The organism is Cupriavidus nantongensis (assembly GCF_001598055.1).
Classification (GTDB): Bacteria; Pseudomonadota; Gammaproteobacteria; order Burkholderiales; family Burkholderiaceae; genus Cupriavidus; species Cupriavidus nantongensis.
The window spans coordinates 432,394-455,652 of the sequence record NZ_CP014844.1 but is presented as its reverse complement, the minus strand read 5'-3'; the positions used below and the strand labels follow the sequence as shown (position 1 = coordinate 455,652).

Below are 23,259 nucleotides of genomic sequence, written 5' to 3'. Positions count from 1 at the left end.
TCGCTCACGACGATGTCTCCCCGCCCGCCAGCCCTGCGGCGCGCCGCGGCAGTTGCGCCCAGATGCGGCGCTTGTCTTCGTCGCCGGCCGACGACCAGCCGGCAATCTCTTCGATGGTGCGCAGGCAGCCCTCGCAATAGCCGCTCGACGGGTCCATGCGGCAGACGTTGCGGCACGGCGAGGGCACCGGCGTGGCGTGCAGCGCGGCGTCGGCCTGGCTGGCCAGTTCCGCGGCGAGCGAGGCGGGCAAGGTAGGCGAAGGCGGCGAAGGCGGCGAAGGCGGCATCGTAGCCATGGCGTTGCGCGCGCTCGCCACTCAGCCCGCCGCGCGCGCGGCCTTGGCCGCGACCTTCTGGTTGAAGCGGCCGGCGTCGATCAGGTGGCGCTCGTGCACACCCTCCGAGATCTTGTCCTCGCCGTCCCATGCGCTCAGCTGGAAGCGCAGGCGGCGCCCGTCGACCTCGACCAGCTCGCCCCTGACCGTCACGGTCATGCCCGGCGGCGTCGGCGCCAGGTGCGAGAAGCTGACCAGCGTGCCGAGCGATTGCTCGCGCGGCCAGTCCAGGTGCTCGCGCAGCATCTGCAGGCAGGCGCACTCCATGATGCCGACCAGGTAGCCGGTGGCCAGCACGTCGGGCATCTCGGCGCAGCCCGGGATATCGTCATACAGGCGCGGCACCGTGGCCTTGGGCGGCACCGTGTATTGCCAGGTGAAGGCCAGGCCGGGGCGCAGGTCCGGGCTCATGCCGCGGCTCCGGAAGCGGCTCCGGGAGCGGCCGCGATCGCGACATCGGCGACTTCGGCCCCGGTCATCTGCTGCAGCTGGTGCGGGGTCAGGTTGAACACCGCGTGCGGATGGCCGGCCGCGGCCCACAGGCTGTCATAGCGGAACAGGTCCTGGTCCAGCAGCATCACCGGCGCCACCGCATGGCCGATCGGGCAGACGCCGCCGATGGCATAGCCGGTCTTCTCGCGCACGAAGCGCGCGTCGGCCTTGCCCAGCGCGCCCACGCGCGCCGCCACCTTGGCCTCGTCGACGCGGTTGCTGCCGCTGGCGATCACCAGCACCGGCGCATCGTCGGCGACGCGGCGAAAGATGATGGACTTGGCGATCTCGGCCACGCTGCAGCCGAGCCCGGCGGCAGCCTCGGCCGAGGTCTTGCCGGTCGCGGGCAGCATCACCACGGGCCGGTCGTGGCCGAGGCCGGCCAGCAGGTCGGCCACGCGCTGCGCGGACTCGGGCAGCGCGGACTCGGGCAGCGCTTCGTCAGGCATTGTCATGCGTTCTCCTGCGTTCTCTTGTATTGGCCGCGCCTTACACGCAGGCCGGCGCCGCGTCGCTGGCGGCGGCCCATTTGGTCAGCAGGGCGCGGCCCACGCGCGAACTGTTGGCGCGGCCGATCGCCTGCGAGATGTAGTCGCCGGCGCGCACCACTGCTTCCAGGTCGATGCCGGTGTGGATGCCCATGCCGTGCAGCATGTACAGCACGTCTTCGGTGGCGACGTTGCCGGTGGCGCCCTTGGCATAGGGGCAGCCGCCCAGGCCCGCGACCGAGGCATGGAAGATCGCGATGCCCACTTCCAGGCTGGCCAGGATGTTGGACAGGGCCTGGCCGTAGGTGTCGTGGAAATGGCCGGAGAGCCGGTCCAGCGCAAACTCCGCCGCCGCGGCGCGCATCACTTGCTGCACGCGCACCGGCGTACCCACGCCGATGGTGTCGGCGATGTCGATCTCGTCGCAGCCCAGCTCGCGCATGCGGCGCACCACGTCGACCACCGAGCTGACCGGCACCTCGCCCTGGTACGGGCAGCCGAGCGCGCACGAGATGCTGCCGCGCAGGCGCACGCCCTGCTCCTTGGCCGCGGCCGCCACCGGCGCGAAGCGCTCGATCGACTCGGCGATCGAGCAGTTGATGTTCTTCTGCGAGAACGCCTCGCTGGCCGCGCCGAAGATCACCACCTCGTCGGCCCCGGCCGCGATCGCGCCCTCGAAGCCCTTCATGTTGGGCGTCAGCGCCGAATACAGCGTGCCCGCGCGGCGCTGGATGCGCGCCATCACGTCGGCGCCGTCGGCCATCTGCGGCACCCATTTGGGCGACACGAACGAGGCGGCCTCGATATTGACGAAGCCGGCGTCGGTAAGCTGGTTGATCAGCGCGACCTTCACGTCGGTGGGCACCATCGCCTTCTCGTTCTGCAGGCCGTCGCGCGGGCCCACTTCAACGATCTTCACGTAGTTCGGCATGGTCATGGCTGTCTCCTGTCGTTTATTCGGTGGGGATTTGGTTGGCTCGTTCGGTAATCAATAGCCGCGCTGCAGGTCGACCACGCCCGCGATCGGCTGGCCGGCGCGCAGTGCGCGGATCTTGCCGGCGATCTGGGCGATGCTGTCCTCGCGCAGCGTCAGCGCCGAGATATGCGGGGTAATGGTGATGCGCGGCTCCTGCCAGAACGGGTGATCCGCCGGCAGCGGCTCGGTGCGGAACACGTCAAGCGTCGCGCCCGCGACCTGGCCGGCCTGCACCGCCGCGAGCAGGTCGGCTTCGACCAGGTGCTGGCCGCGCGCGACATTGATCACGTAGGCGCCCTGCGCCAGCTTGCCGAACAGTTCGCCGTTCAGGATGTTCTCGGTCTGCGGCGTCAGCGGCAGCACATTGACCAGCACGCGCAGGCCGTCCAGGAACGGCGTGCGGCCGGCATCGCCGTGGAATCCCACCACGCCCTCGACCGCGCGCGCGGTGCGGCTCCAGCCACGCACCGGGAAGCCGAAGCCGGCCAGCGTGCGCGCGATATGCGTGCCCAGCGTGCCGATGCCCATCACGCCGATGGTGAAGTCCTCGCGGCGGTGCGGCTTGAGGAATTTCCACTTGCCCGCCTGCGCCTGGGCGGCGTAATCGTCCAGCCGGCGGAAATAGCGCAGCACGGCCGAGGTGACGTATTCGGCCATCTGCGCCGCCATGCCGGCGTCGTCGAGCCGCACGATCGGCACGCCGGCCGGCAGTGCCTGCGGATCTTCGTCGCGCAGGCGCAGGATGCCGTCGACGCCGGCACCGAGGTTGAACACCGCCTTCAGGTCGGTGCGGCCACGCAGCATCTCGACCGGCGGGCGCCACACCACGGCGTAATCGACGGCCTGGCCGCGGCTGTCGTCCCAGGTCACGCAGGTGGCTTCCGGCAGCGCCTGGGCGAAACCTTCGATCCAGGGCTCGTAACGGCCATCCGGAACGTACAACTGCAACTTCATGATGTCTCCAGCGACTCTGGTGGTTCAAAGGGCTATTTTGGCAGAGGAATGCGCCGCGGGGGCGGATGGCGGGCGCGCCGCCAATGGAAAAAGCCCCGCGGCTGGCAGGGCATTTCCTTCGTTCCCGCGGCTCGCGCGGGCTTGTGAGGCGCGCCAGGCGGCGCGCGGGGCGCTACTGGTAGTTCATGTTTAGCGTGGCGATGGCACTTACGCGGCCGCTGGTCACGACCGGGCTGGTCTTGAAATACCGTGCGGTCATCGGAATGCTGACGGCCTCGTTGTCGCTGGTGGTCCGCACGTACGGAGACGACACCGCATTCAGCGTTACCGGCGTCTTGCCTTGCAGCACCTGTACCCCGACGCCGGTGGCCATGCCGCTGCCGGCCTGGTTTGCCAGCACGCCGGGGGCATTCGATGCGTCGGCCGTCCCGTCCAGCTCGTAGGCAATGCTGATGCCGGCATCGCAGACCAGCGGAATGCTGAACTGGGTCGCCCCTTGCGTCGAACCGACGGCACTGAAGCTCTGCAGGCTGGTGGTCGGCAGCTCGACGATGATATTGCTGTTGGTGACGCGGCAACCTGCGGTCCGGATATTGACCTGCGTACTGGTGAAGTTGGTCGAGGTGGCGACGATGCCGCCGTACATGGAGGTTGCGGTGGGATTCTGGAACGCGATCACGCCCGGCGCAATCGGTCCGGTCTTGATCAGCTGGACGCGATACAGCGCCGGTGGGAGATAGGCGCCGCGGAAGTTCGGCAGCGTCTGCTGCGCACGCGGCCAGTTCTGCACCATGGCCTGGGTGATGTCGGCCGGCTGCACGCTGAGCGTGTTCGACCACGCGGTCCGGATGCCGATGCCGGCGACGCCGGTTTCATAGACACCCACGCCGGCCGCCGGCGTCATCGGCAGGGCGTAGCCATAGCTCCATGTTTCGAGGGGGTCGCATGTGACGTACGCGGAATTGGTGCCGACCCAGCCGGTGTCGAACAGGATGCTGCCGTCGGGCTGGTCCCGCGCAATGGTAAGGCCGGCCGGCAACGCCATGGTCGAACTGACGCCGGTGCCGGTACACGCGGCTCCGGCGGTGCCAGCGGTGCCAGCGATGCCAGTAGTCAGCAAGGTCCAGAGGAGGATCCGGCAAAGCGTGCGTAGCATGGGGAAGTCGGCGTGACAGGCTGAAGGTCCGCCATTCTAGTCACGACGCGTCAAGCGCCAGCGTAGGACGTATCCCGATCTCCGCAGGAAACGTCATACCCGCGATCCCTCGCACGCTCCGCCGCTTACGGGCCCGGCGCCATGGCGCCGGGTCCCGTAGCCGTCGCCCTATTTCCCCGCAAATGCCAGCAGCTGCGCGCCTTCCGCCACCTGTTCGCCCACGCCGTACAGGATTTCGCTGACCACGCCATCGGCCGGTGCGCTGATGGTGTGCTCCATCTTCATCGCCTCCATGACCAGCAGCGGCGTGCCGCGCGTGACCGTGCTGCCGGCTTCGACCATTACGGCGATGACCTTGCCCGGCATCGGCGCGGTCAGCTTGCCGCCTTCGCCCTCGGTTTCTCCCGCGTGGGCGAGCGGGTCGAGCCACGCCAGGCTCACATGCCGCCCGGCATAGAAGACGTGGAAGGTATCGCCATCGGCATGCACCTGTCCGTGGGTGCGCCGCGTGCCGAGGTTGACGCGGAGATCGTCGGCCTGGCAGGTATAGGCAAACGGCGCGGCCTGGTCGGCGTAGATCAGCGTGGCGCCGCGCGCATTGCGGTCCAGCTTTACGTCGAGCACCTGCTCGCCGTAGCCGAAGCGAAGCGTGCGCGACACGCCGCCGTTCAGCCGCCAGGCCCCGGCGTGGGTCCACGGCGAGTGCGGATCGGCGGCATCGATGCGCAGTTCGCGCGCCTCGCGATCCAGCAGCGCCGCCACCGCCAGCGCGATCAGCTCCATGCCGACCGGCGCGGGCGGCGGAAACAGGACCGCCTCGTTGCGCTCGATCAGCCCGGTGTCGAGATCGGCGGTGCGGAACGCCTCGGACTTCACCAGCCGCTGCAGGAAGGCCACGTTGGTCGACAACCCCACCACGTGGTACGCCGCCAGCGCCTGGCGCATGCGCGCCAGCGCCTCGTCGCGGTCCTTGCCCCAGACGATCAGCTTGGCGATCATCGGGTCGTAGAACGGGCTGATGGTGTCGCCTTCGCGCACGCCGGCATCGATGCGCACGCCGGCCGGGCCATGGGAATCCTCGCCGCGCATGAACTGCACCGCCGGCGGCGTGCGCAGGAAGCGCAGCGTGCCGGTGGACGGCAGGAACTGCTTGTCGGGGTTCTCGGCGTAGATGCGCGCCTCCAGCGCATGGCCGTCGATGCGCAGCTGCTGCTGCGTCAGCGGCAGCGGCTCGCCGGCGGCGACGCGCAGCTGCCATTCGACCAGGTCCTGACCGGTGATCATCTCGGTCACCGGATGTTCGACTTGCAGGCGCGTGTTCATCTCCATGAAGTAGAACGAGCCGTCTTGATTGGCGATGAACTCGACCGTGCCGGCGCCCACGTAGCCGACGGCTTTTGCCGCGGCCACTGCCGCCTCGCCCATGGCGCGGCGGCGTTCCTCGGTCATGCCGGGCGCCGGCGCTTCCTCGAGCACCTTCTGGTGCCGGCGCTGCACCGAGCAGTCGCGCTCGAACAGGTAGACGCAGTTGCCGTGGGTGTCGGCAAACACCTGGATCTCGATATGGCGCGGACGCGTCAGGTACTTCTCGACCAGCACCTTGTCGTCGCCGAAGCTGGCGCTGGCCTCGCGCTTGACCGATGCCAGCGCGGCCTCGAAACCGTCGCCGGACTCGACCACGCGCATGCCCTTGCCGCCGCCGCCCGCGCTGGCCTTCAGCAACACCGGATAGCCGATGCGGTCGGCCTCGCGCCGCAGCAGCGCCGGGTCCTGGTCCTCGCCGTGGTAGCCCGGCACCAGCGGCACCGACGCCTTTTCCATCAGCTGCTTGGCCGCGCTCTTGCTGCCCATCGCGTGGATCGCCGACGCCGGCGGGCCGATAAAGACCAGCCCGGCCGCGGCGCAGGCCTCGGCAAAGGCTTCGTTCTCGGACAGGAAGCCGTAGCCCGGGTGGATCGCCTGGGCGCCGGTCTCCTTCGCCATCTCGATGATATGGTCGGCGCGCAGGTAGCTGTCGCGCGCGGCGGCACCGCCGATATGCACGGCCTCGTCGCAGAAGGCAACGTGGCGCGCCTCGGCGTCGGCGTCGGAATACACCGCGACGGTGCGGATGCCCAGCCGGCGGCAGGTGGCGGCCACGCGGCAGGCGATTTCACCGCGGTTGGCGATCAGGATCTTGTTGAACATGCGCCCTCCTTGTTATCCCCTAACCGGGATATTACGGCGGCGCGCGGTCCAGCGGGCACTTTCCTGCGGCGTTGATCCGGGTTACCCCGCGTAGCCCTCGGCGCGGATGTCGAGGCGGGCCAGCAGCGCGCGGTCGCGGTCGGCCTGCGGGTTGCCGGTGGTCAGCAGCTTTTCGCCGTAGAAGATCGAATTGGCGCCGGCCATGAAGCACAGCGCCTGCAGCGCTTCATCCATGGCCTCGCGGCCGGCCGACAGCCGCACCATCGCTTGCGGCATGGTGATGCGCGCCACCGCGATGGTGCGGACGAACTCGAACGGGTCCAGCGCCTCGGTGCCGGCCAGCGGCGTGCCCTCGACCTGGACCAGGTTGTTGATGGGCACCGACTCCGGGTACGGGTCCATATTGGCCAGCTGCGCGATCAGGCCCGCGCGCGCCTCGCGCGACTCGCCCATGCCGACGATGCCGCCGCAGCACACGTTGATGCCGGCGTCGCGCACGTGGCCGATGGTGTCGAGCCGGTCCTGGTAGGTGCGCGTGGTGATGATCTTGCCGTAGAACTCAGGCGAGGTGTCGAGGTTATGGTTGTAATAGTCCAGGCCTGCTTCCTTCAGTTGCTGCGCCTGCTCGGCCTTGAGCATGCCCAGCGTGACGCAGGTCTCCAGCCCCATCGCCTTGACTTCGCGCACCATGTCCATCACCGGCTCGAGGTGGCGGTCCTTGGGGCTGCGCCAGGCGGCGCCCATGCAGAAGCGCGTAGCGCCATTGGCCTTGGCCGCGCGCGCGGCGTCCAGCACTTCGTCCAGCGCCATCAGCTTCTCGGCCTTGACGCCGGCGTCGTGGTGCGCGCTCTGCGGGCAGTAGCCGCAGTCCTCCTCGCAGCCGCCGGTCTTGATCGACAGCAGCGTCGACAGCTGCACGGTGTTGGCATCGAAGTGTTCGCGGTGCACCTGCTGGGCGCGGAACAGCAGGTCGTTGAACGGCAGCGCGAACAGCGCGGCGACGTCATCGACGCGCCATTTGGCATCGTCGGGCAAGGCATGCTGGCGCGCGGTCTGGCGCAGCGATTCGGCGGAGATGGTGGTAACGGTATGGGCTTGGGTCATGGTCAATGAGATCTTGTTGTTGTCAGGCAGCCAGGCCGGCGGCCTCGGCCTGGTAGCGGGTGGCGGCGGCCAGCAGCGGCGCAAGCTCGAGCCGGCCGGCGGCGGCGGCGGGCGCCAGCTGCCAGGGCAGCTCGCCCAGGCACGGCGCGTCGAGCGATGCGTGCAGCGTGGCGATGTTCTCGTCGGCCAGCAGCATGTCCGGGTCGACCCGGTTGGCGATCCAGCCGGCCAGCGGCAGGCCGCGCGCGCGGATGGCTTCGGCGGTCAGCACGGCGTGGTTCAGGCAGCCGAGCCGGATGCCGACCACCATCACCACCGGCACGCTAAGCATCACGGCAAGGTCGGCGGTGTTCCAGCGCACCGCACCGGCGTCGAGTGGCACGTTGAAGCCGCCCACGCCCTCGACCACCACGGCATCGGCCTGGCGGCGCAGCGCGTCGAAGGCAGCGCGGATCGGCGCGCGCGTGATACGCACGCCTTCCTGAGCAGCCGCCAGGTGCGGCGAGCACGGCGTGCGCAGCAGGAACGGGCAGGTCTGGCCCAGCGGCACCGCGACCGAACTGGCGGCGCGCAACTGCGCCACGTCGTCGTTGTGCCAGTGGCCGTCGCGCCATTCGCTGCCGCTGGCCACCGGCTTCATGCCCGCGGTGCGGTAGCCGGCGCCATGGAGCGCATGCAGCAGCGTGGCGCTGGCGTGGGTCTTGCCGATGCCGGTATCGGTGCCGGTGACGAAGCAGGCAAAGGGAGCCGCGAGAGAGGCGGAAGCGTACGCGTTCATGCGGCCTCCCGCTGCGCCACCGCGGCGCCCAGCGCATCGAGCAGGCGGCGCACATCGGCCTCGGTGTGCGCCGCCGACAGCGTGATGCGCAGCCTTGCCGTGCCTTCAGGCACGGTCGGCGGACGGATCGCGCCGACGCGGATGCCATTGGCCTCCAGCGTGGCCGACAGCGCCAGCGCGGCGCCGTTGTCACCGACGATCAGCGGCTGCACCGCGGTCTGGCTGTCGCCCAGGATCCAGCCCGCGATCGCGGCCAGCCGGGCCAGGCCTTCGCGCAGCAGCGCGATGCAGCGCGCCAGTTGTGCGCGGCGCTGCCTGCCCTCTTCACCTTCGATGATGGCCAGGCTTGCCAGCAGCGCATGCGCGACCGCAGGCGGCGCGGCCGTGGTGTAGATATACGGCCGCGCGGTGTTGACCAGATGCTCGACGATGGTCGCGTGCGCGGCGACGAAGGCACCCGCGACGCCGGCCGCCTTGCCGAGCGTGCCGATATAGATCAAGCGTTCGGACGACAGTCCAAGCGCTTCCAGCACCCCGTGCCCATGCTCGCCGAGCACGCCGAAGCCATGGGCATCGTCGACGACGATCCACGCCTCATGGCGCTCGGCCAGCGCCAGCAGCTGGCGCAGCGGCGCGACGTTGCCGTCCATGCTGAACACGCTGTCGGTGACGATCAGCTTGCGCGCGCTGGTGCTGGCCGCGAGCAGCGCTTCCAGCGCCGCGGTGTCGCAATGCGGGTAGCGCTGCACCTCGGCACGCGCCAGCCGCGCACCGTCGATCAGTGAGGCATGGTTGAGCGACTCGCAGAACAGCGTCGCGCCGGCGGTGCCGAGCGCGGTCAGCACGGCCATGTTGGCCATGTAGCCGGTGCAGAAGTACAGCGTGCGCGCCTGCGCGATATACGGCGCGAACCAGCGTGCCAGTTCGGCTTCCAGCCGCGCGTGCGCGAGCGAATGGCCGCTGACCAGGTGCGAGGCACCGCTGCCGGCGCCATAGCGCTGCGCGCCTTCGACCAGCGCGGCGATCACTTGCGGATGGTTGGCCAGCCCGAGGTAGTCGTTGCTGCAGAAGGTCAGCAGCGATGCCGCCTCGCTACCGTCCTCGCCCACGGCCTGGTGCGGCGCGCACGCGGTGTGCGCGGTGCGGCGGCGGCGCGTCAGCGCCAGCGCGTGGCGCTGTTCGGTGGCCTGCTTCAGTTGTTCAAGCAGCATCGCGCACCTCCTTGCCTGCGGTCACATCATCGAGCGTGGCCAGCATCCGTTGGCCCAGCCAGCGCGCCTGTGCGGCGTCGAAGACGTAGGGCGGCATCACGTAGAGCGTATTGCCGATCGGGCGCACCAGCAGCTCGCGCGCGCGCGCGGCATAGTGGAAACGCGCGGCGAAGTCGACGCCGGCAACGTCGTCGCGCACGTCCGCGGCCCAGATCAGGCCACGCTGGCGCACGTGCTGCACGCGCGTGTCAGCGGCAAGAGCGGCCATGCCGTCGGCCAGCCATTGCGCGCGCTCGCGGTTGCGCGCCAGCACATCGTCCTGCTCGAACAGGTCCAGCGTCGCCAGCGCCGCGCGGCAGGCGAGCGGGTTGCCGGTGTACGAATGCGAATGCAGGAAGCTGCGCGCGAGCTCGTCGGCGACAAAGGCGCGCTGGATTTCCGGGCGCGACAGCACCAGCGACAGCGGCAGGTAGCCGCCGCTGATGCCCTTGGACAGGCACAGGAAATCGGGCCAGTCATGCGCCGGCAACGGCGCCTCGGTGCCGCGCGACTGTTCCCACGCGAAGAAGGTGCCGGTGCGCCCGCATCCCACCGCGATCTCGTCGGCGATCAGGTGCACGCGGTAGCGGTCGCACAGCGCGCGCACGCCGTCGAGGTAAGACGGGTCATGCATTGCCATGCCGGCGGCGCCCTGCACCAGCGGCTCGACGATCAGCGCGGCAATGGCGCCGGCGCGCTCGCGCAGCAGCGCCTCCAGTTCCGCCAGCGCGCGCGCGGCCACGCCGGCGGCGGACTCGCCGCGCCGGGCCTGCCGCGCATCGGGCGACATCACCACATGGGCGCGGCGGATCAGCGCATCGTAGGCATCGCGGAAGATCTCCACGTCGGTGACGGCGAGCGCGCCCACGGTTTCGCCGTGGTAGCCGTGGCGCAGGCAGACGAACTCGCGCTTGGCCGGCAGGCCGGTGTTGCGCCAGTAGTGGAAGCTCATCTTCAGCGCGATCTCGACCGCCGAGGCGCCGTCCGAGGCGTAGAAGACATTGCCGAGCGCGCCGCCGGTCAGCACCGACAGCCGCTCGGCCAGCTCGACCGCGGGCGCGTGCGTGCAGCCCGCCAGCATCACGTGCTCGAGCGTCTCCATCTGGCGCGCCAGCGCGGCATTGATGCGCGGGTTGGCATGGCCGAACAGGTTGACCCACCAGGAACTGGCGGCGTCGAAGTAGCGCTGGCCGTCGGCATCGTGCAGCCACGGGCCTTCGCCGCGCACGATCGCCAGCGGCACGGCGTCATCGTCCGGACGCAGGCGCGTGCACGGATGCCAGACGGCGGCGCGGCTGCGCTGGCCGAGGCCAGGTGCAGCGCCGCCTGGGGATAGGGACAGGTGGTCCAAGATAGCCCTCCTTGGTTGGCCGTCCGCGCTGGCGCCGCCGGCGGGACCGGTCGGCGCGATGGTGGCGGACGGATTGGGAGGGTCATGGTAGGGAGGACTTCCGCGGCTTGGCAATGTCGCTGGATTTTTCCCGTTAGCAGAGCTTTGGCGGGAATTACCGAACGTTGCATGCAAGAAGCCCTGCGCTTGTGGCTAGCGTGCTGCCATCTCCACGCAGTCGCGCCCAGTCTTTATTTCATGCGTCGCGCTCTCGCATGCCGCGAGCGTTCCAAACTCCCGCTTGTGTACTCCCTCTCCCGCTTGCGGGAGAGGGTTGGGGTGAGGGCCCTGAGCCTCAACGAAGTGAAGGCCGTCGCTATTGCACGCGCCGGCCCTCACCCCCGGCCCCTCTCCCGCGCGCGGGAGAGGGGAGCAAACCAGCGCAGCTGATGAGCCACGATCAAGCCGGGCGCCACGACGGCGTGCGCTTCTCCAGGAACGACTTCACCCCTTCCCGCCCCTCTTCCGACGCGCGGATCTTGGCGATGCGGTCGGCCGTATCGGCCAGCAGGTCGTTGTCGATCGCGCGTCCGGCGATGTCCTGCACCAGCCGCTTGCTCTCGCGCACGGCGTTGGGGCTGTTGGCGACCAGCGCAGCGGTCAGTTCGGCGACCTTGGCGTCGAGCGCCTCGGCCGGCACCACCGCATGCAGCAGGCCCAGTCGCAGCGCCTCGGCCGCGTCGAAGCGCTCGGCGGTGATGAAGTAGCGGCGCGCGGCCTGCTCGCCCATGGCGCGGATCACGTACGGGCTGATGGTGGCGGGCAGCAGCCCCAGGCGTGCCTCGGACAGGCAGAAATGCGCATGCTCGGCCGCGACCGCGATATCGCACGCGGCCACCAGGCCCATGCCACCGGCATAAGTGTCGCCCTGGATGCGCGCGATCACCGGGCGCGGGCATGACCAGATCGTGTGCAGCATCTGCGCCAGCGTCAGCGCATCGGCTCGGTTCTGGTCGTCGGAGTAGCCCGCCATCTTCTTCATCCAGTTCAGGTCGGCGCCGGCGCAGAAGGCCGGGCCGTTGCCGGCCAGCACGATGGCGCGCACCTCGTCCATGTCGCCCAGCGCGCGGAAGGCGCCGGTCAGCTCGGCGATCACGGTCTCGTTGAAGGCGTTGCGCACGTCGGGCCGGTTCAGCGTGACGGTGGCGACGTGGTTGGCGATATTGACGGTCAGGGCAGTGAATTCCATGGTTCGCTCCGTTGGCGGATATGGCGGAAATAAGGGATAGGATGATGCGGTTCAGGTGCCCGGATCGAAGGGCAGCCCCAGCGAGCGGAAGAACTCGCCCACCTCCGGCAGCCACACCGGAATGCCTTCGCGCGCGCTGAACAGGCGGTGCGAGTCGGCGCCGAACTCGCCCACGTCGACCAGCCGGGCCTGCGCCGCCGGCCCGCTGGCGCGCGCCTTGAAGGCGTTGAACATGCGGCCGGGCAACGGCACCGGCCAGTAGCTGTCGTTCTCGCCATAGAACCACAGCGAGGGGTAGCGCGCCACGCTGCCGTAGGCGGCGAAGGCATCGACCAGGCGCTCCTCCCAGTCGGGGCAGTTCAGGTTGCGCAGCCCGCCGGCAAAGTTGACCACGCCGCGCACGCCGGGATAGGAGATGGTGCTGAACGCCATGGTGGTCAGCCCGCCGTGCGACTGGCCGATCACGACGATGCGGTCCATGTCGACATAGGGCTGCGTGGCCATGTAGTCGAGCGTGGCGACGACGTCATCGGCCTGCATCATGCCGTTGGTCTCGATGTCGCAGCTGCCGCCGATATAGGCGCCGCCCGAGCGCGCGAAGCCCTGCCGCATCGGCAGCACCACCACGTAGCCGCGGCGCAGGAACTCCACGCTCTGCGCCGGAAAGCGCGCACGGCCCTGCATGCCTGGCCGGCCCGGCGCCTTGCCGTGGTTGATCACCACCAGCGGGAACGGCCCGGCGCCGGCCGGCTTGAACACCGTCGCCTCCAGGTCGATGCGCGACGGGATCGCGGCCTTGGGCAGCATCACCACCTGCTCCTGGAAGCGCACGCGCGCGGCCGACTGGCCGTTGCCGTCCGCCATCTGCGCATGGCCGCACAGCGGTGCCAGCACGGCAAGCACCGTGGCCAGGGCAAGGCGGCGAATCAGGCGGGCGGTGCGGCGCATCAGCGGTCAGGCAGTATCAGGTCGGCGCAGATTGACATGCTTACATGCGGAACACGCCGAACTTCATCTCGTCGATCGGCGCGTTGAGGCTGGCCGACAGGCCCAGCCCCAGCACCGTGCGCGTCTGCGCGGGGTCGATCACGCCGTCGTCCCACAGCCGCGCGCTGGCGTAGTACGGGTGGCCCTGGTGCTCGTACTGGTCGCGGATCGGCTGCTTGAAGGCATCCTCTTCCTGCGCGCTCCACTGGCCGCCCTTCGCTTCGATGCCATCGCGGCGCACCGTCGCCAGCACGCTCGCGGCCTGCTCGCCGCCCATCACCGAGATGCGCGCGTTCGGCCACATCCACAGGAAGCGCGGCGAATACGCGCGCCCGCACATGCCGTAGTTGCCCGCGCCGAACGAGCCGCCGATGATCACCGTGAACTTCGGCACCTGCGCGGTCGCCACCGCCGTCACCATCTTGGCGCCGTTGCGCGCGATGCCCTCGTTCTCGTACTTGCGCCCGACCATGAAGCCGGTGATGTTCTGCAGGAACACCAGCGGGATCTTGCGCTGGCAGCACAGCTCGATAAAGTGCGCGCCCTTCAGCGCCGACTCCGAGAACAGGATGCCGTTGTTGGCGACGATGCCGACCGGATAGCCCCAGATGCGCGCGAAGCCGCAGACCAGCGTGGTGCCGTAGCGCGCCTTGAACTCGTCGAACTCGGAGCCGTCGACCAGGCGTGCGATGACCTCGCGCACGTCGTACGGCTTGCGCGTGTCGGTCGGGATCACGCCATACAGTTCTTCCACCGGGTACAGCGGCTCGACCGGCTCGTGCAGCCGGATCTGGTCCGGCTTGCGCCGGTTCAGGTGCTGCACGATATTGCGCGCCAGGCTCAGCGCATGGTGGTCGTTCTGCGCGAAGTAGTCGGCCACGCCGGACAGGCGCGTATGCACATCGGCGCCGCCCAGGTCTTCCGCGCTGACTTCCTCGCCGGTGGCGGCCTTCACCAGCGGCGGGCCGCCCAGGAAGATGGTGCCCTGGTTCTTGACGATGATCGACTCGTCGCTCATCGCCGGCACGTAGGCGCCGCCCGCGGTGCACGAGCCCATCACCACCGCGATCTGCGGGATGCCGCGCTTGGACAGGTTGGCCTGGTTGTAGAAGATGCGGCCGAAGTGGTCGCGGTCGGGGAAGACCTCGTCCTGGTTGGGCAGGTTGGCGCCGCCCGAGTCGACCAGGTAGATGCACGGCAGGTGGTTCTCCTCGGCGATCTCCTGCGCGCGCACATGCTTCTTGACCGTCATCGGGTAATACGTGCCGCCCTTGACGGTGGCGTCGTTGCAGACGATCACGCATTCCTGCCCGGCGACGCGGCCGATGCCGGTGATGATGCCGGCGCCGGGCGCGGCATCGTCGTACATGCCGTACGCGGCCAGCTGCGACAGCTCCAGGAACGGCGTGCCGGGATCGAGCAGCTGCTGCACGCGCTCGCGCGGCAGCAGCTTGCCGCGCGACAAATGCTTGGCGCGCGCGTCGGCGCCGCCGCCTTCGGCCAGTCTGGCGATCTTGGCCTTCAGGTCGGCCACCAGCGCGCGCATGGCCTCGGCATTGGCCTTGAAGGATTCGGAGCGGGCGTTCAGTCTGGTTTCGAGCGTGGGCATCTGGGAGTCTCTTGCTGGCAGATAAGGTTGGGGGCCGCCTGATGCCGTGCCGTGGCGGCCGGACTCAGCCGGCTGCCTTCGGCAACGGATGCCCGGGCATCAGCTCGTAGGGATGCTTCCAGCCCGGCAAGGCGCGGAAGCGCTCGGTCCACGCGTGGATATGCGGATATTCCTTGCGCCAGTGCACGCCGATCTCGTCATCGAAGAAGACGTAGCCCGCCAGCGAGAAGTCGGCGATGGTGGCGCGCTCGCCCAGCACGAAGTCGCGTCCGGCCAGGTGTGCGTTGAGCACGTTCCACGCACCTTCGCAGCGCGCGCGGAAGAACTCCAGCACGGCCGGATCGGGCGACCTGGCGAAGGTGCGCATGAAGCGGTAGGTGGCGGTGTACGAGGTGAACTTGTGGTTGTCGAACAGCAGCCAGCGCAGCACCTCGGCGCGCTCGGCTTCGTTGCGCGGGCCGTACGCATCCAGGCGCGCGGCCAGCGTCTCGAGGATGGCGCCGGACTGCGACAGGCGCTGGCCGCCGAACTCCAGCACCGGCACCTCGCCCATCACGTTGATCGCGCGGTATTCCGGGGTGCGGGTCTCGCCGTTGAAGAAATCGACAAAGCGGGCCCGCCACAACTGCTGGCCGCGCTGCACGCCGACGGTTTCCAGCAGCTGCGCCACCTTGTAGGCGTTGCCGGACTGGGCAAAGCAATACAGCAGGTACTCGGGCTCGTTCTGCTTGTCGGTGCTCATGGTGTCTCCCCGATGATGTCGCCATCCACATAAAGCCAGCGCGGCGCCTCGCCCGGGGCGCGCGCCTCGCAGACAAAGCGGCTGCGCTCATGCAGCCGCCAGGCGCGCCCGCCTACCTTGTAGCGCGCCACGAATTCCACTTCGGCATGCGTGTCGTCCTGCTGTGCATGCGCCTTGACCGCCAGGCCGAGCCAGCGCGTTGCGGTGTCGGGTACCAGGTCGGCCGGGCAGGTGGACGCATGCCAGGTCTGGCGCAGCCAGTCGATGTCGTTCAGCACATAGGCGCTGTAGCGCGAGCGCATCAGCGCCTCGGCATTGGGCGGCAGCGCCTCGCCGCGGTGAAAGCGGCCGCAGCAGGCGTCATAGTCAGCGCTGCCGCAAGGGCACGGCACCGGGCCGGCCTTGGGCAGGCGCTGCGGGGCCTTGGCCGCCCTTGCGCCCGTCATCCCACCAGCTCCGGCAGCTCGCGCATATCGGTGAAGATGATGCGCGCACCGGCCTCGCGCAGCTGCGCGGCATCGTTGCGCGCGGCGTAGCCGAACACCGTCATGCCGGCCGCCACGCCCGCGGTCACGCCGGTCGGGCTGTCTTCGACCACGGCGCAGCGCGCGGGCTCGACGCCCATGGTGCGCGCGGCCAGCAGGTACACGTCCGGCGCCGGCTTGCTGCGCGCCACTTCGGTGGCCGAGAAGATATGTTCGCGTTCATCCTGCTGGAACAGCTCGACCAGCCCGGTCTTGGTCAGCTGCAGCTTGACCTTGACACGGTCCGCGCCCGACGCCACGCACACCGGCATGCCGGTGGCGGCGACCGCGCGGATGGCGTCGCGCACATGCGCCACCGCCGCGACCTCTTCTTCCAGCACCGCATTGCGGCGCGCCAGCCACGTCGACAGCCAGTTCTCGGGCAGCGGCGCGCCGCGCATGCGTTCGATCATGTCCAGTTCTTCGCGCACCGCGCGGCCCAGGAACAGGCGCGTCGAGTCTTCCAGCGAGATCTCGATGCCGAGCTCGTTCAGCATCTGGTTGAGCACGCGGTTGACGATGGGCTCGCTGTCGACGAGCACGCCGTCGCAATCGAAGATCACACAATCGAAGCGGCCGGAATGGCCAGGGGTTGCTGCAGTCATGCGGGTTTCTTTTCCTTGGTGTCGGGGTTTGGCACGGCCCTGAGTTCGGTCTGGCGGCGGCTCTTCAGGTGGGCCTCGATCTGGTCGAAGCGGTCGAAGCCCCAGAACGGCTCGCCGTCGACGATGACGAAGGGCGAGCCGAACACGCCCTTGGCCATCGCCACCTCGATCTCGGCCTTGAGCTGGTCCTTGATCTGGTAGCTGGTGGCTCCGGCGTCGAGCGCCTGCACGTCCACGCCCAGCGGCTCGGCCAGCTTCATGATCTCGGCCGGTTCGGCAATGTTGATGTCGTCGACGAACAGCGCGCGATACACCGAGCGGGCGAAGGCCGCGGCCAGGTCGTCGCCGTGATGGTTCTGCAGCCACAGCATGGCGCGCGCGGCATGCGTGGTCGGCAGCGGGAAATGCGTGGGGCGCTTGTATTCGATGCCGTGGAAGCGCGCGGTGCGCTCGAAGTCGCGCCAGCTGTAGTCGCCCTTGAGCGGCAGCTGCGGCAGCGGCGACGCGCCGGTGGTCTTGAACACCACCCCCAGCAGGATCGGATGCCAGGCGACGTTGCGCCCGTACTTCTGCGCCAGGTCGTCGATACGGGTGCTGGCGAAATAGCCGTACGGCGAAGAGAAATCGAAGTAGAAGTCGATCGCTGCGGTCATGTCGGGGGCCCTATTCTTGTGGTTGCAGGTCCGGTTGCGGAAGACGTGGGTTGCACAAAGACGTGACGCCGGCGCGGCACGCCCGCTCATCGTACGCGCAAATGGCGGCGCTAGGCCAGCGCGCGCGCGATCAGGATCTTCTGGATGTCGCTGGTGCCCTCGTAGATCTGGCACACGCGCACGTCGCGGTAGATGCGCTCGACCGGGAAGTCGCTGACGTAGCCGTAGCCGCCGAACACCTGGATCGCATCGGAACAGACGCGCTCGGCCATCTCGCTGGCGAACAGCTTGGCCATCGCCGCCTCCTTCAGGCACGGGCGCCCGGCATCGCGCAGCGCGGCGGCGTGCCACACCATCTGGCGCGCGACGTCGATGCGCGTGGCCATCTCGGCCAGGCGGAACTGCACCGCCTGGTGCTGGAACAGCGGCTGGCCGAAACTCTCGCGTTCCTTCGCATACGCAAGCGCCGCTTCAAACGCGGCGCGCGCCATGCCGATGCTCTGCGAGGCAATGCCGATGCGGCCTCCCTCCAGCCCCGACAGCGCCATCTTGTAGCCGCCGCCCTCGTCGCCGAGCAGGTTGGCGGCCGGCACGCGGCAGTCCTCGAACAGGATCTGCGCGGTGTCCGACGAATGCTGGCCGAGCTTGTCCTCGAGCCGCGCCACCACGTAGCCCGGGGTCGAGGTCGGCACGATGAAGGCGCTGATGCCGCGCTTGCCGGCGGCCTTGTCGGTTACCGCCAGCACGATCGCGACGTCGGCGTTCTGCCCGCTGGTGATGAACTGCTTGACGCCGTTGAGCACGTAATGGTCGCCGTCGCGGACCGCCGTGGTGCGCAGCGCCGAGGCATCGGAACCGACGTGCGGCTCGGTCAGGCAGAACGCGCCCAGCATCTCGCCGCGCGCCAGCGGCACCAGCCACTGCTGCTTCTGCGCCTCGCTCGCGAACGACATCAGCATGCTGCACACCGGGCAGTTGTTGACGCTGATGACGGTGGAAGTGCCGCCGTCGCCGGCCGCAATCTCTTCCAGGATCAGCGCCAGCGACAGGTAATCGAGGCCGGCGCCGCCATACTGCTCCGGCACCGCCACGCCATACGCGCCCAGCGCCGCCAGCTCGCGATGCACATCCTTGGGGAAGGTCTTGTCGCGGTCCCACTGCGCGGCCTGCGGCGCGATCACTTCCTGCGCGAACTGGCGCACGGCGTCGCGGATCATTTCCTGTTCGGGGGTCAGCAGCATGTCGGTTCGGTGATAGAAGTGCGCGGGCGCCCTTACCAGGGGATGGGCGTGCCGTCGTAGTTGTGGAAGGTGCCGTTGTCGCGGCGCTTGACGCTGGCCAGCACCTGGCGCATGCCCTTGACGCTCTGCTGCACGGTCAGGTCGGCTTCCTGGCCGCCCATGTCGGTCTTGACCCAGCCCGGATGCAGCGCGACGCAGGTGGCATGGCGCGCATCCAGCGCCACCGCGCGCAGCGCCGCGTTGGCGCCCGCCTTGCTGACGCGGTACAGCCAGCTGGTGCTGTGCTCCATCGCGCCGATGCTGCCCATGCGCGACGACAGCACCGCCAGCACGCCGCCATGGCCGGACTGCCCGGCCTCGACATAGGGCAGCAGCAACGGCAGCGCCATCATCGGGCCCAGCACGTTGACATGCATGACACGGTCGAACTCCGGCGGCGTGACCGGCTGCGCGCTCTCGGTGCGCGGCCCCATCACGCCGGCGTTGTAGACCGCCACGTCGAGCGCCTCGCCATCGAGCTTCCAGCCCAGGCCCGCGACCGCGCCGGCATCGGACAGGTCGGCCTGGTGCGCCTCGGCGCCGAGCGCCTCCAGCGCACCGACGCCTTCGGGCGTGCGCGCCGCCGCGATGACGCGCCAGCCGTCGGCACGGTACTGGCGCACGAATTCAAGGCCGATGCCGCGCGAGGCACCGAGGATGAGGGCGGTTGGCAAGGTGGGCCTCCTTTTTCTGGTTTCGCTTCCCTCTCCCATTTATGGGAGAGGCGAGCAAACAAAGCGGGAACGGGTCGCGTTACAGGATCTCGATCCCCACCGCCGTCGCCTCGCCGCCGCCGATACACAGGCTTGCCACGCCCCGCTTGCCGCCGGTCTTGCGCAGCGCGCCGATCAGCGTGGTCATGATGCGTGCGCCCGAGGCGCCGATCGGGTGGCCCAGCGCGCAGGCGCCGCCGTGGATATTGACCTTGTCGCGCGGGATCTTGAGGTCGTTCATCGCCGCCATCGGCACCACGGCGAAGGCCTCGTTGATCTCGAACAGGTCGACGCTGTCGGTGTTCCAGTCGAGCTTGCGGTACAGCTTGGCGATGGCCTCGACCGGCGCGGTGGTGAACCAGCCCGGTGCCTGCGCATGGGTGGTGTGGCCCAGCATGCGCGCGATCGGCTGCAGGCCCAGCGCCTTCGCGGTCGAGGCGCGCATCATCACCAGCGCCGCGGCGCCGTCGTTGATCGACGACGACGAGGCCGCGGTGATGGTGCCGTCCTTGGCAAACGCCGGCTTGAGCGACGGGATCTTGTCGAGCTTGATGCGGCGCGGGCCTTCGTCGGTGTCGATCACGGTGTCGCCGCCCTTGCCCGACACCGTCACCGGCGCGATCTCCCAGCGGAAGTCGCCGTTCTCGGTGGCCTGCTGCGCGCGGCGCACGCTTTCGATCGCGAACTCGTCCTGCTGCTGGCGCGTGAAGCCGTACTTGGCCGCGCAGTCCTCGCCGAAGGTGCCCATGGCGCGGCCCTTGTCGTATGCGTCTTCCAGGCCGTCCAGCATCATGTGGTCGTAGATCATGCCGTGGCCGATGCGGTAGCCGCCGCGGCCCTTCGGGATCAGGTACGGCGCATTGGTCATGCTCTCCATGCCGCCGGCGACGGCAATGTCGAACGAACCGGCGACCAGGCCGTCATAGACGGTCATGGCCGCGCGCATGCCCGAGCCGCACATCTTGTTGACCGTGGTGCAGCCCGTGCCCAGCGGCAGGCCCGCGCCGAGCGCGGCCTGCCGTGCCGGGGCCTGGCCCTGGCCGGCGGGCAGCACGCAGCCGAACACCACTTCCTCTACCTGCTCGGGCTTGAGCCCGCCGCGCTCGACCGCGGCGCGGATGGCCACGGCGCCGAGCTGCGGCGCGGTGACGTTGGCGAATTCGCCCTGGAACGCAGCCATCGGCGTGCGGGCGGCTGAAACGATGACGATCTCTTCCATGTCGGGTCTCCTGGATCGGTAGCTAGGCGTTCAGTGGTGTCGGGTAAAGCTTCAGCGGATCGACGCCTGCGGCGGCTCGCCGTACTGGCGGTAGGCCGCGGCCAGCTGCTCGTGCAGCTCGTCGTTGTTGCTGGCGGCCATGCCGAGGTCGCGCAGCAGGCCGTCGGACACGCCGTAGATCCAGCCGTGCACGGTGATCTCCTGGCCGCGGGCCCAGGCGTCCTGGATCACGGTGGTCTGGCAGACGTTGTTGACCTGCTCGATCACGTTGAGCTCGCACAGCCTGGTATGCGCGTCTTCCTCGCGCAGGATGGTGCCGAGGTAGGACTCATGCTTGTCGGCCACGTCGCGCACATGGCGCAGCCAGTTGTCGGCCAGGCCGATGCGCTCGCGCTTGAGCGCGACCTTGACGCCGCCGCAGCCATAGTGGCCGACCACGGTGATATGGCGCACCTTGAGCACTTCGACCGCGAACTGGATCACCGACAGCGCGTTCAGGTCGCTGTGCGCGATCACGTTGGCGATATTGCGGTGGACGAACACCTCGCCCGGGGCCAGCCCCAGGATCTGGTTGGCCGGCACGCGCGAATCGGAGCAGCCGATCCACAGGTACTCCGGCGCCTGCTGGTTGGCCAGGCGGGTGAAGAAGGCCGGATCTTCCGCATTGACGCGGTCGACCCACTCGCGGTTGTTGCGGAACAGCTGGGCAATGGCGTCATTCATGCGACTCTCCTTGCAGGGCCGGCAGCGGGCTGTGGGTGGGGCGGTGGGCCGGGTTGGTCGACGGACGGCTCGGCGCCGTAGCGGTGGATGAATCGCTCTGAAGCGTGATAGGCAAAAAAGTCATGGACATGTCCGGCCAGCAGCCGGTCCTTGTGGCTCTGCCACATGGCAGGGTCAAAAAAATCCGCATGGTGCCGCAGGAACGCCGCGCCTACGCGCGGATCGCCCAGCAGGAAGGTGCGGAAGGTCTCGGGAAAGATGTCGTGCGGACGCACGGTGTACCAGACTTCGCCCGACATCTCCTCTTCCTCGTTGCGCGGCTGCGGCACGTGGCGGATGTTGCAGTCGGTCAGGTACTCGATCTCGTCGTAGTCGTAGAACACCACGCGCCCGTGGCGCGTGACGCCGAAGTTCTTGTACAGCATGTCGCCCGGGAAGATGTTCGCCGCGATCAGCTCCTTGATCGCGTTGCCGTATTCGATCACGCCGTGCTCGACCTGCGCGTCGGAGCCCTCCTGCAGGTAGATGTTCAGCGGCGTCATGCGGCGCTCGATATAGACGTGGCGCACCACGATCTCTTCGCCGCCGTCCTTGGCGCGCTGGTATTCGATCATCGATGGCGCATGCTGCTCGAACTCGCGCACCAGCGCATCGTCGAAGCGCGACAGCGGGAAGGCCACGTCGGAGTATTCGAGCGTATCGGCCATGCGGCCGACGCGGTCGTGCTGCTTGACCAGCTGGTACTTCGACTTGACCAGCTCGCGCGTGGTTTCCTTGGGCGCCGGGAACACATCGCGGATCACCTTGAACACGTACGGGTACGACGGCAGCGTGAACACCAGCATCACCAGCCCGCGGATGCCGGGCGCGACGATGAACTTGTCCGACGAATGCTGCAGGTGGTGCAGGAAGTCGCGGTAGAACAGGTTCTTGCCCTGCTTCTGCAAGCCCAGCGAGGTATAGATTTCCGCGCGCGGCTTGCGCGGCATGATGTCGCGCAGGAAGGTCACGTAGGCCGACGGGATCTCCATGTCGACCATGAAGTAGGAGTGCGTGAACGAAAACAGGATCAGCAGCTGTTCCTTCTTCAGCAGCACGGCGTCGAGCACCAGCTTGCCCGAGGGCCCGTGCAGGATCGGGATCGCCAGCGGGAAGGTGCGGTCGCCGTTGACGATGCGGCCGATGATAAAGGCCGCCTTGTTGCGGAAGAACAGCGACGACAGCGTATGGATCTGGAAATTCGGCGCGATGCGCAGGTCGCCGAAATGCTCGCCGACGGCGCGCACCACGTAGCCGATGTCGCGCTGCAGGTCCTCGAACGGGCGCTCGAGCTGGAAGTTGTGGACGATGCGCTCGAAGCACGCGGCCATGCCCTCGCGGCTGCCCGGGTAGTAGGCGCGGAAGGTCGGGCGCGTCGGCGATTCCTCGTTCTCGATGTACTCGGTCGAGATCGCCGGGCGCACGAAGATAAAGTCGTTGTTGAAGTACGAGCGGTGCAGGATGCGCGTGCACACCGAGTTGAAAAAGGTCTCGGCCAGCTCGGGCTGGTGGTGGTTGGTCAGCAGCCCGATGTAGTGCAGCTTGATCTGCTGCCAGATCTCGTCCTCGATGTTCTCGGCGTCGTACTCGTCTTCCAGGATCACGCTGGATTCGCGCACGCGCTCGTTGTAGAACGCGATGCGGTCGCGCTGGATCTGCTGCAGCCCGTGCCAGTCGCCGGCCTCGAACTTCAGCTTGGCCTGGTGGCTGACCTCGCGGAACAGGCGGTAGTGCTTGTCGAACCCATCGAGCATCGTTCTCGCCACATCGTAGGCAATCTGCGAGGAGAGCAGTTTGGGGAAGTGGGACATGGGTCGACGGGGACGACTGCGTGACGGTCTTGCGACAGGTAATGAGATTGTAAATG

At 68.6% G+C, this 23,259-nt stretch carries 23 protein-coding genes; all 23 read right to left on the bottom strand.

Annotated elements, in window-relative coordinates; all coding sequences use genetic code 11:
- Positions 1-4 precede the first annotated feature (4 nt).
- The 23 genes from A2G96_RS02030 to aceK all read right to left on the bottom strand — a co-directional run bounded on the left by A2G96_RS02030 (position 5) and on the right by aceK (position 23,203).
- Positions 5-295: a DUF1289 domain-containing protein gene (locus A2G96_RS02030; RefSeq protein WP_082819031.1), complete on the bottom strand. Its 291-nt coding sequence runs from the start codon at positions 293-295 to the stop codon at positions 5-7.
- Between the two features lie 21 nt (positions 296-316).
- Positions 317-745, bottom strand: a complete 429-nt coding sequence (locus tag A2G96_RS02025) for a thioesterase family protein (protein ID WP_062796313.1) — start codon at positions 743-745, stop codon at positions 317-319.
- On the bottom strand, positions 742-1,281 hold the full coding sequence (locus A2G96_RS02020; protein ID WP_174549288.1) for a YbaK/EbsC family protein: 540 nt from the start codon (positions 1,279-1,281) through the stop codon (positions 742-744). Before A2G96_RS02020 ends, A2G96_RS02025 begins: the two co-directional genes overlap by 4 nt.
- 34 nt (positions 1,282-1,315) lie before the next feature.
- A complete protein-coding gene (locus tag A2G96_RS02015; RefSeq protein WP_062796311.1) occupies positions 1,316-2,251 on the bottom strand; it encodes a hydroxymethylglutaryl-CoA lyase in 936 nt (311 codons plus the stop codon).
- A gap of 51 nt (positions 2,252-2,302) precedes the next feature.
- Complete coding sequence (locus A2G96_RS02010; RefSeq protein ID WP_062796309.1) at positions 2,303-3,244, bottom strand: 2-hydroxyacid dehydrogenase; 942 nt, start codon at positions 3,242-3,244, stop codon at positions 2,303-2,305.
- A gap of 172 nt (positions 3,245-3,416) precedes the next feature.
- Positions 3,417-4,400, bottom strand: a complete 984-nt coding sequence (locus A2G96_RS02005) for a fimbrial protein (protein ID WP_082818820.1) — start codon at positions 4,398-4,400, stop codon at positions 3,417-3,419.
- A 168-nt stretch (positions 4,401-4,568) separates the two neighbouring features.
- On the bottom strand, positions 4,569-6,587 hold the full coding sequence (locus A2G96_RS02000; protein WP_062796303.1) for an acetyl/propionyl/methylcrotonyl-CoA carboxylase subunit alpha: 2,019 nt from the start codon (positions 6,585-6,587) through the stop codon (positions 4,569-4,571).
- An 81-nt stretch (positions 6,588-6,668) separates the two neighbouring features.
- Positions 6,669-7,691 (bottom strand): biotin synthase BioB, encoded by a 1,023-nt coding sequence (gene bioB / locus A2G96_RS01995; protein WP_062802009.1) that lies wholly within the window; start codon positions 7,689-7,691, stop codon positions 6,669-6,671.
- Between the two features lie 22 nt (positions 7,692-7,713).
- Positions 7,714-8,469, bottom strand: a complete 756-nt coding sequence (bioD, locus tag A2G96_RS01990; RefSeq protein ID WP_062796301.1) for a dethiobiotin synthase — start codon at positions 8,467-8,469, stop codon at positions 7,714-7,716.
- Positions 8,466-9,680, bottom strand: coding sequence for an 8-amino-7-oxononanoate synthase (gene bioF, locus A2G96_RS01985; protein ID WP_062796299.1), 1,215 nt, complete (start codon positions 9,678-9,680; stop codon positions 8,466-8,468). Before bioF ends, bioD begins: the two co-directional genes overlap by 4 nt.
- Positions 9,670-11,070: an adenosylmethionine--8-amino-7-oxononanoate transaminase gene (gene bioA / locus A2G96_RS01980; protein ID WP_062796297.1), complete on the bottom strand. Its 1,401-nt coding sequence runs from the start codon at positions 11,068-11,070 to the stop codon at positions 9,670-9,672. Before bioA ends, bioF begins: the two co-directional genes overlap by 11 nt.
- 439 nt (positions 11,071-11,509) lie before the next feature.
- Positions 11,510-12,298 (bottom strand): enoyl-CoA hydratase/isomerase family protein, encoded by a 789-nt coding sequence (locus A2G96_RS01975; RefSeq protein WP_062796294.1) that lies wholly within the window; start codon positions 12,296-12,298, stop codon positions 11,510-11,512.
- Positions 12,299-12,349: 51 nt separating this feature from the next.
- Positions 12,350-13,246, bottom strand: a complete 897-nt coding sequence (locus tag A2G96_RS01970; RefSeq protein ID WP_062796293.1) for a dienelactone hydrolase family protein — start codon at positions 13,244-13,246, stop codon at positions 12,350-12,352.
- A 40-nt stretch (positions 13,247-13,286) separates the two neighbouring features.
- The gene (locus tag A2G96_RS01965; protein ID WP_062796291.1) at positions 13,287-14,894 is read right to left on the bottom strand and encodes a carboxyl transferase domain-containing protein; all 1,608 of its coding nucleotides are present in this window, start codon (positions 14,892-14,894) and stop codon (positions 13,287-13,289) included.
- Positions 14,895-14,958: 64 nt separating this feature from the next.
- Positions 14,959-15,636 (bottom strand): glutathione S-transferase family protein, encoded by a 678-nt coding sequence (locus A2G96_RS01960; protein WP_062796289.1) that lies wholly within the window; start codon positions 15,634-15,636, stop codon positions 14,959-14,961.
- The gene (locus A2G96_RS01955; protein WP_062796287.1) at positions 15,633-16,082 is read right to left on the bottom strand and encodes a YchJ family protein; all 450 of its coding nucleotides are present in this window, start codon (positions 16,080-16,082) and stop codon (positions 15,633-15,635) included. Before A2G96_RS01955 ends, A2G96_RS01960 begins: the two co-directional genes overlap by 4 nt.
- Positions 16,079-16,765 carry an HAD family hydrolase gene (locus tag A2G96_RS01950; protein ID WP_062796285.1) on the bottom strand — a complete coding sequence of 229 codons (687 nt, stop codon included), beginning with the start codon at positions 16,763-16,765 and terminating at the stop codon, positions 16,079-16,081. The genes A2G96_RS01955 and A2G96_RS01950 overlap by 4 nt, the downstream gene beginning before the upstream one ends.
- Entirely contained in the window at positions 16,762-17,418 is a 657-nt protein-coding gene (locus tag A2G96_RS01945; protein ID WP_012351457.1) for a 2-hydroxychromene-2-carboxylate isomerase, read from the bottom strand. Before A2G96_RS01945 ends, A2G96_RS01950 begins: the two co-directional genes overlap by 4 nt.
- Before the next feature lie 110 nt (positions 17,419-17,528).
- Positions 17,529-18,659, bottom strand: a complete 1,131-nt coding sequence (locus A2G96_RS01940) for an acyl-CoA dehydrogenase family protein (protein ID WP_062796283.1) — start codon at positions 18,657-18,659, stop codon at positions 17,529-17,531.
- A 32-nt stretch (positions 18,660-18,691) separates the two neighbouring features.
- On the bottom strand, positions 18,692-19,372 hold the full coding sequence (locus A2G96_RS01935; protein ID WP_062796281.1) for an SDR family oxidoreductase: 681 nt from the start codon (positions 19,370-19,372) through the stop codon (positions 18,692-18,694).
- Between the two features lie 79 nt (positions 19,373-19,451).
- A complete protein-coding gene (locus tag A2G96_RS01930; RefSeq protein ID WP_062796279.1) occupies positions 19,452-20,630 on the bottom strand; it encodes an acetyl-CoA C-acetyltransferase in 1,179 nt (392 codons plus the stop codon).
- Positions 20,631-20,681: 51 nt separating this feature from the next.
- Positions 20,682-21,353 (bottom strand): carbonate dehydratase, encoded by a 672-nt coding sequence (gene can, locus A2G96_RS01925; protein WP_062796276.1) that lies wholly within the window; start codon positions 21,351-21,353, stop codon positions 20,682-20,684.
- Complete coding sequence (gene aceK / locus A2G96_RS01920) at positions 21,350-23,203, bottom strand: bifunctional isocitrate dehydrogenase kinase/phosphatase (RefSeq protein ID WP_062796274.1); 1,854 nt, start codon at positions 23,201-23,203, stop codon at positions 21,350-21,352. The genes can and aceK overlap by 4 nt, the downstream gene beginning before the upstream one ends.
- Positions 23,204-23,259 lie beyond the last annotated feature (56 nt).

What these genes read in the sequence shown, in the direction of transcription:
- A2G96_RS02005 (WP_082818820.1), bottom strand. Translation starts at nt 4,400, where the DNA reads ATGCTACGCACGCTTTGCCGGATCCTCCTCTGGACCTTGCTGACTACT.
- A2G96_RS01950 (WP_062796285.1), bottom strand. Translation starts at nt 16,765, where the DNA reads ATGACTGCAGCAACCCCTGGCCATTCCGGCCGCTTCGATTGTGTGATC.
- A2G96_RS02015 (WP_062796311.1), bottom strand. Translation starts at nt 2,251, where the DNA reads ATGACCATGCCGAACTACGTGAAGATCGTTGAAGTGGGCCCGCGCGAC.
- A2G96_RS01955 (WP_062796287.1), bottom strand. Translation starts at nt 16,082, where the DNA reads ATGACGGGCGCAAGGGCGGCCAAGGCCCCGCAGCGCCTGCCCAAGGCC.
- A2G96_RS02030 (WP_082819031.1), bottom strand. Translation starts at nt 295, where the DNA reads ATGGCTACGATGCCGCCTTCGCCGCCTTCGCCGCCTTCGCCTACCTTG.
- bioD (WP_062796301.1), bottom strand. Translation starts at nt 8,469, where the DNA reads ATGAACGCGTACGCTTCCGCCTCTCTCGCGGCTCCCTTTGCCTGCTTC.
- bioB (WP_062802009.1), bottom strand. Translation starts at nt 7,691, where the DNA reads ATGACCCAAGCCCATACCGTTACCACCATCTCCGCCGAATCGCTGCGC.
- A2G96_RS02000 (WP_062796303.1), bottom strand. Translation starts at nt 6,587, where the DNA reads ATGTTCAACAAGATCCTGATCGCCAACCGCGGTGAAATCGCCTGCCGC.
- A2G96_RS01930 (WP_062796279.1), bottom strand. Translation starts at nt 20,630, where the DNA reads ATGGAAGAGATCGTCATCGTTTCAGCCGCCCGCACGCCGATGGCTGCG.
- A2G96_RS01940 (WP_062796283.1), bottom strand. Translation starts at nt 18,659, where the DNA reads ATGCTGCTGACCCCCGAACAGGAAATGATCCGCGACGCCGTGCGCCAG.
- A2G96_RS01975 (WP_062796294.1), bottom strand. Translation starts at nt 12,298, where the DNA reads ATGGAATTCACTGCCCTGACCGTCAATATCGCCAACCACGTCGCCACC.
- A2G96_RS02020 (WP_174549288.1), bottom strand. Translation starts at nt 1,281, where the DNA reads ATGACAATGCCTGACGAAGCGCTGCCCGAGTCCGCGCTGCCCGAGTCC.
- aceK (WP_062796274.1), bottom strand. Translation starts at nt 23,203, where the DNA reads ATGTCCCACTTCCCCAAACTGCTCTCCTCGCAGATTGCCTACGATGTG.
- bioF (WP_062796299.1), bottom strand. Translation starts at nt 9,680, where the DNA reads ATGCTGCTTGAACAACTGAAGCAGGCCACCGAACAGCGCCACGCGCTG.
- A2G96_RS01965 (WP_062796291.1), bottom strand. Translation starts at nt 14,894, where the DNA reads ATGCCCACGCTCGAAACCAGACTGAACGCCCGCTCCGAATCCTTCAAG.
- A2G96_RS02010 (WP_062796309.1), bottom strand. Translation starts at nt 3,244, where the DNA reads ATGAAGTTGCAGTTGTACGTTCCGGATGGCCGTTACGAGCCCTGGATC.
- A2G96_RS01970 (WP_062796293.1), bottom strand. Translation starts at nt 13,246, where the DNA reads ATGCGCCGCACCGCCCGCCTGATTCGCCGCCTTGCCCTGGCCACGGTG.
- A2G96_RS01960 (WP_062796289.1), bottom strand. Translation starts at nt 15,636, where the DNA reads ATGAGCACCGACAAGCAGAACGAGCCCGAGTACCTGCTGTATTGCTTT.
- can (WP_062796276.1), bottom strand. Translation starts at nt 21,353, where the DNA reads ATGAATGACGCCATTGCCCAGCTGTTCCGCAACAACCGCGAGTGGGTC.
- A2G96_RS01945 (WP_012351457.1), bottom strand. Translation starts at nt 17,418, where the DNA reads ATGACCGCAGCGATCGACTTCTACTTCGATTTCTCTTCGCCGTACGGC.
- A2G96_RS02025 (WP_062796313.1), bottom strand. Translation starts at nt 745, where the DNA reads ATGAGCCCGGACCTGCGCCCCGGCCTGGCCTTCACCTGGCAATACACG.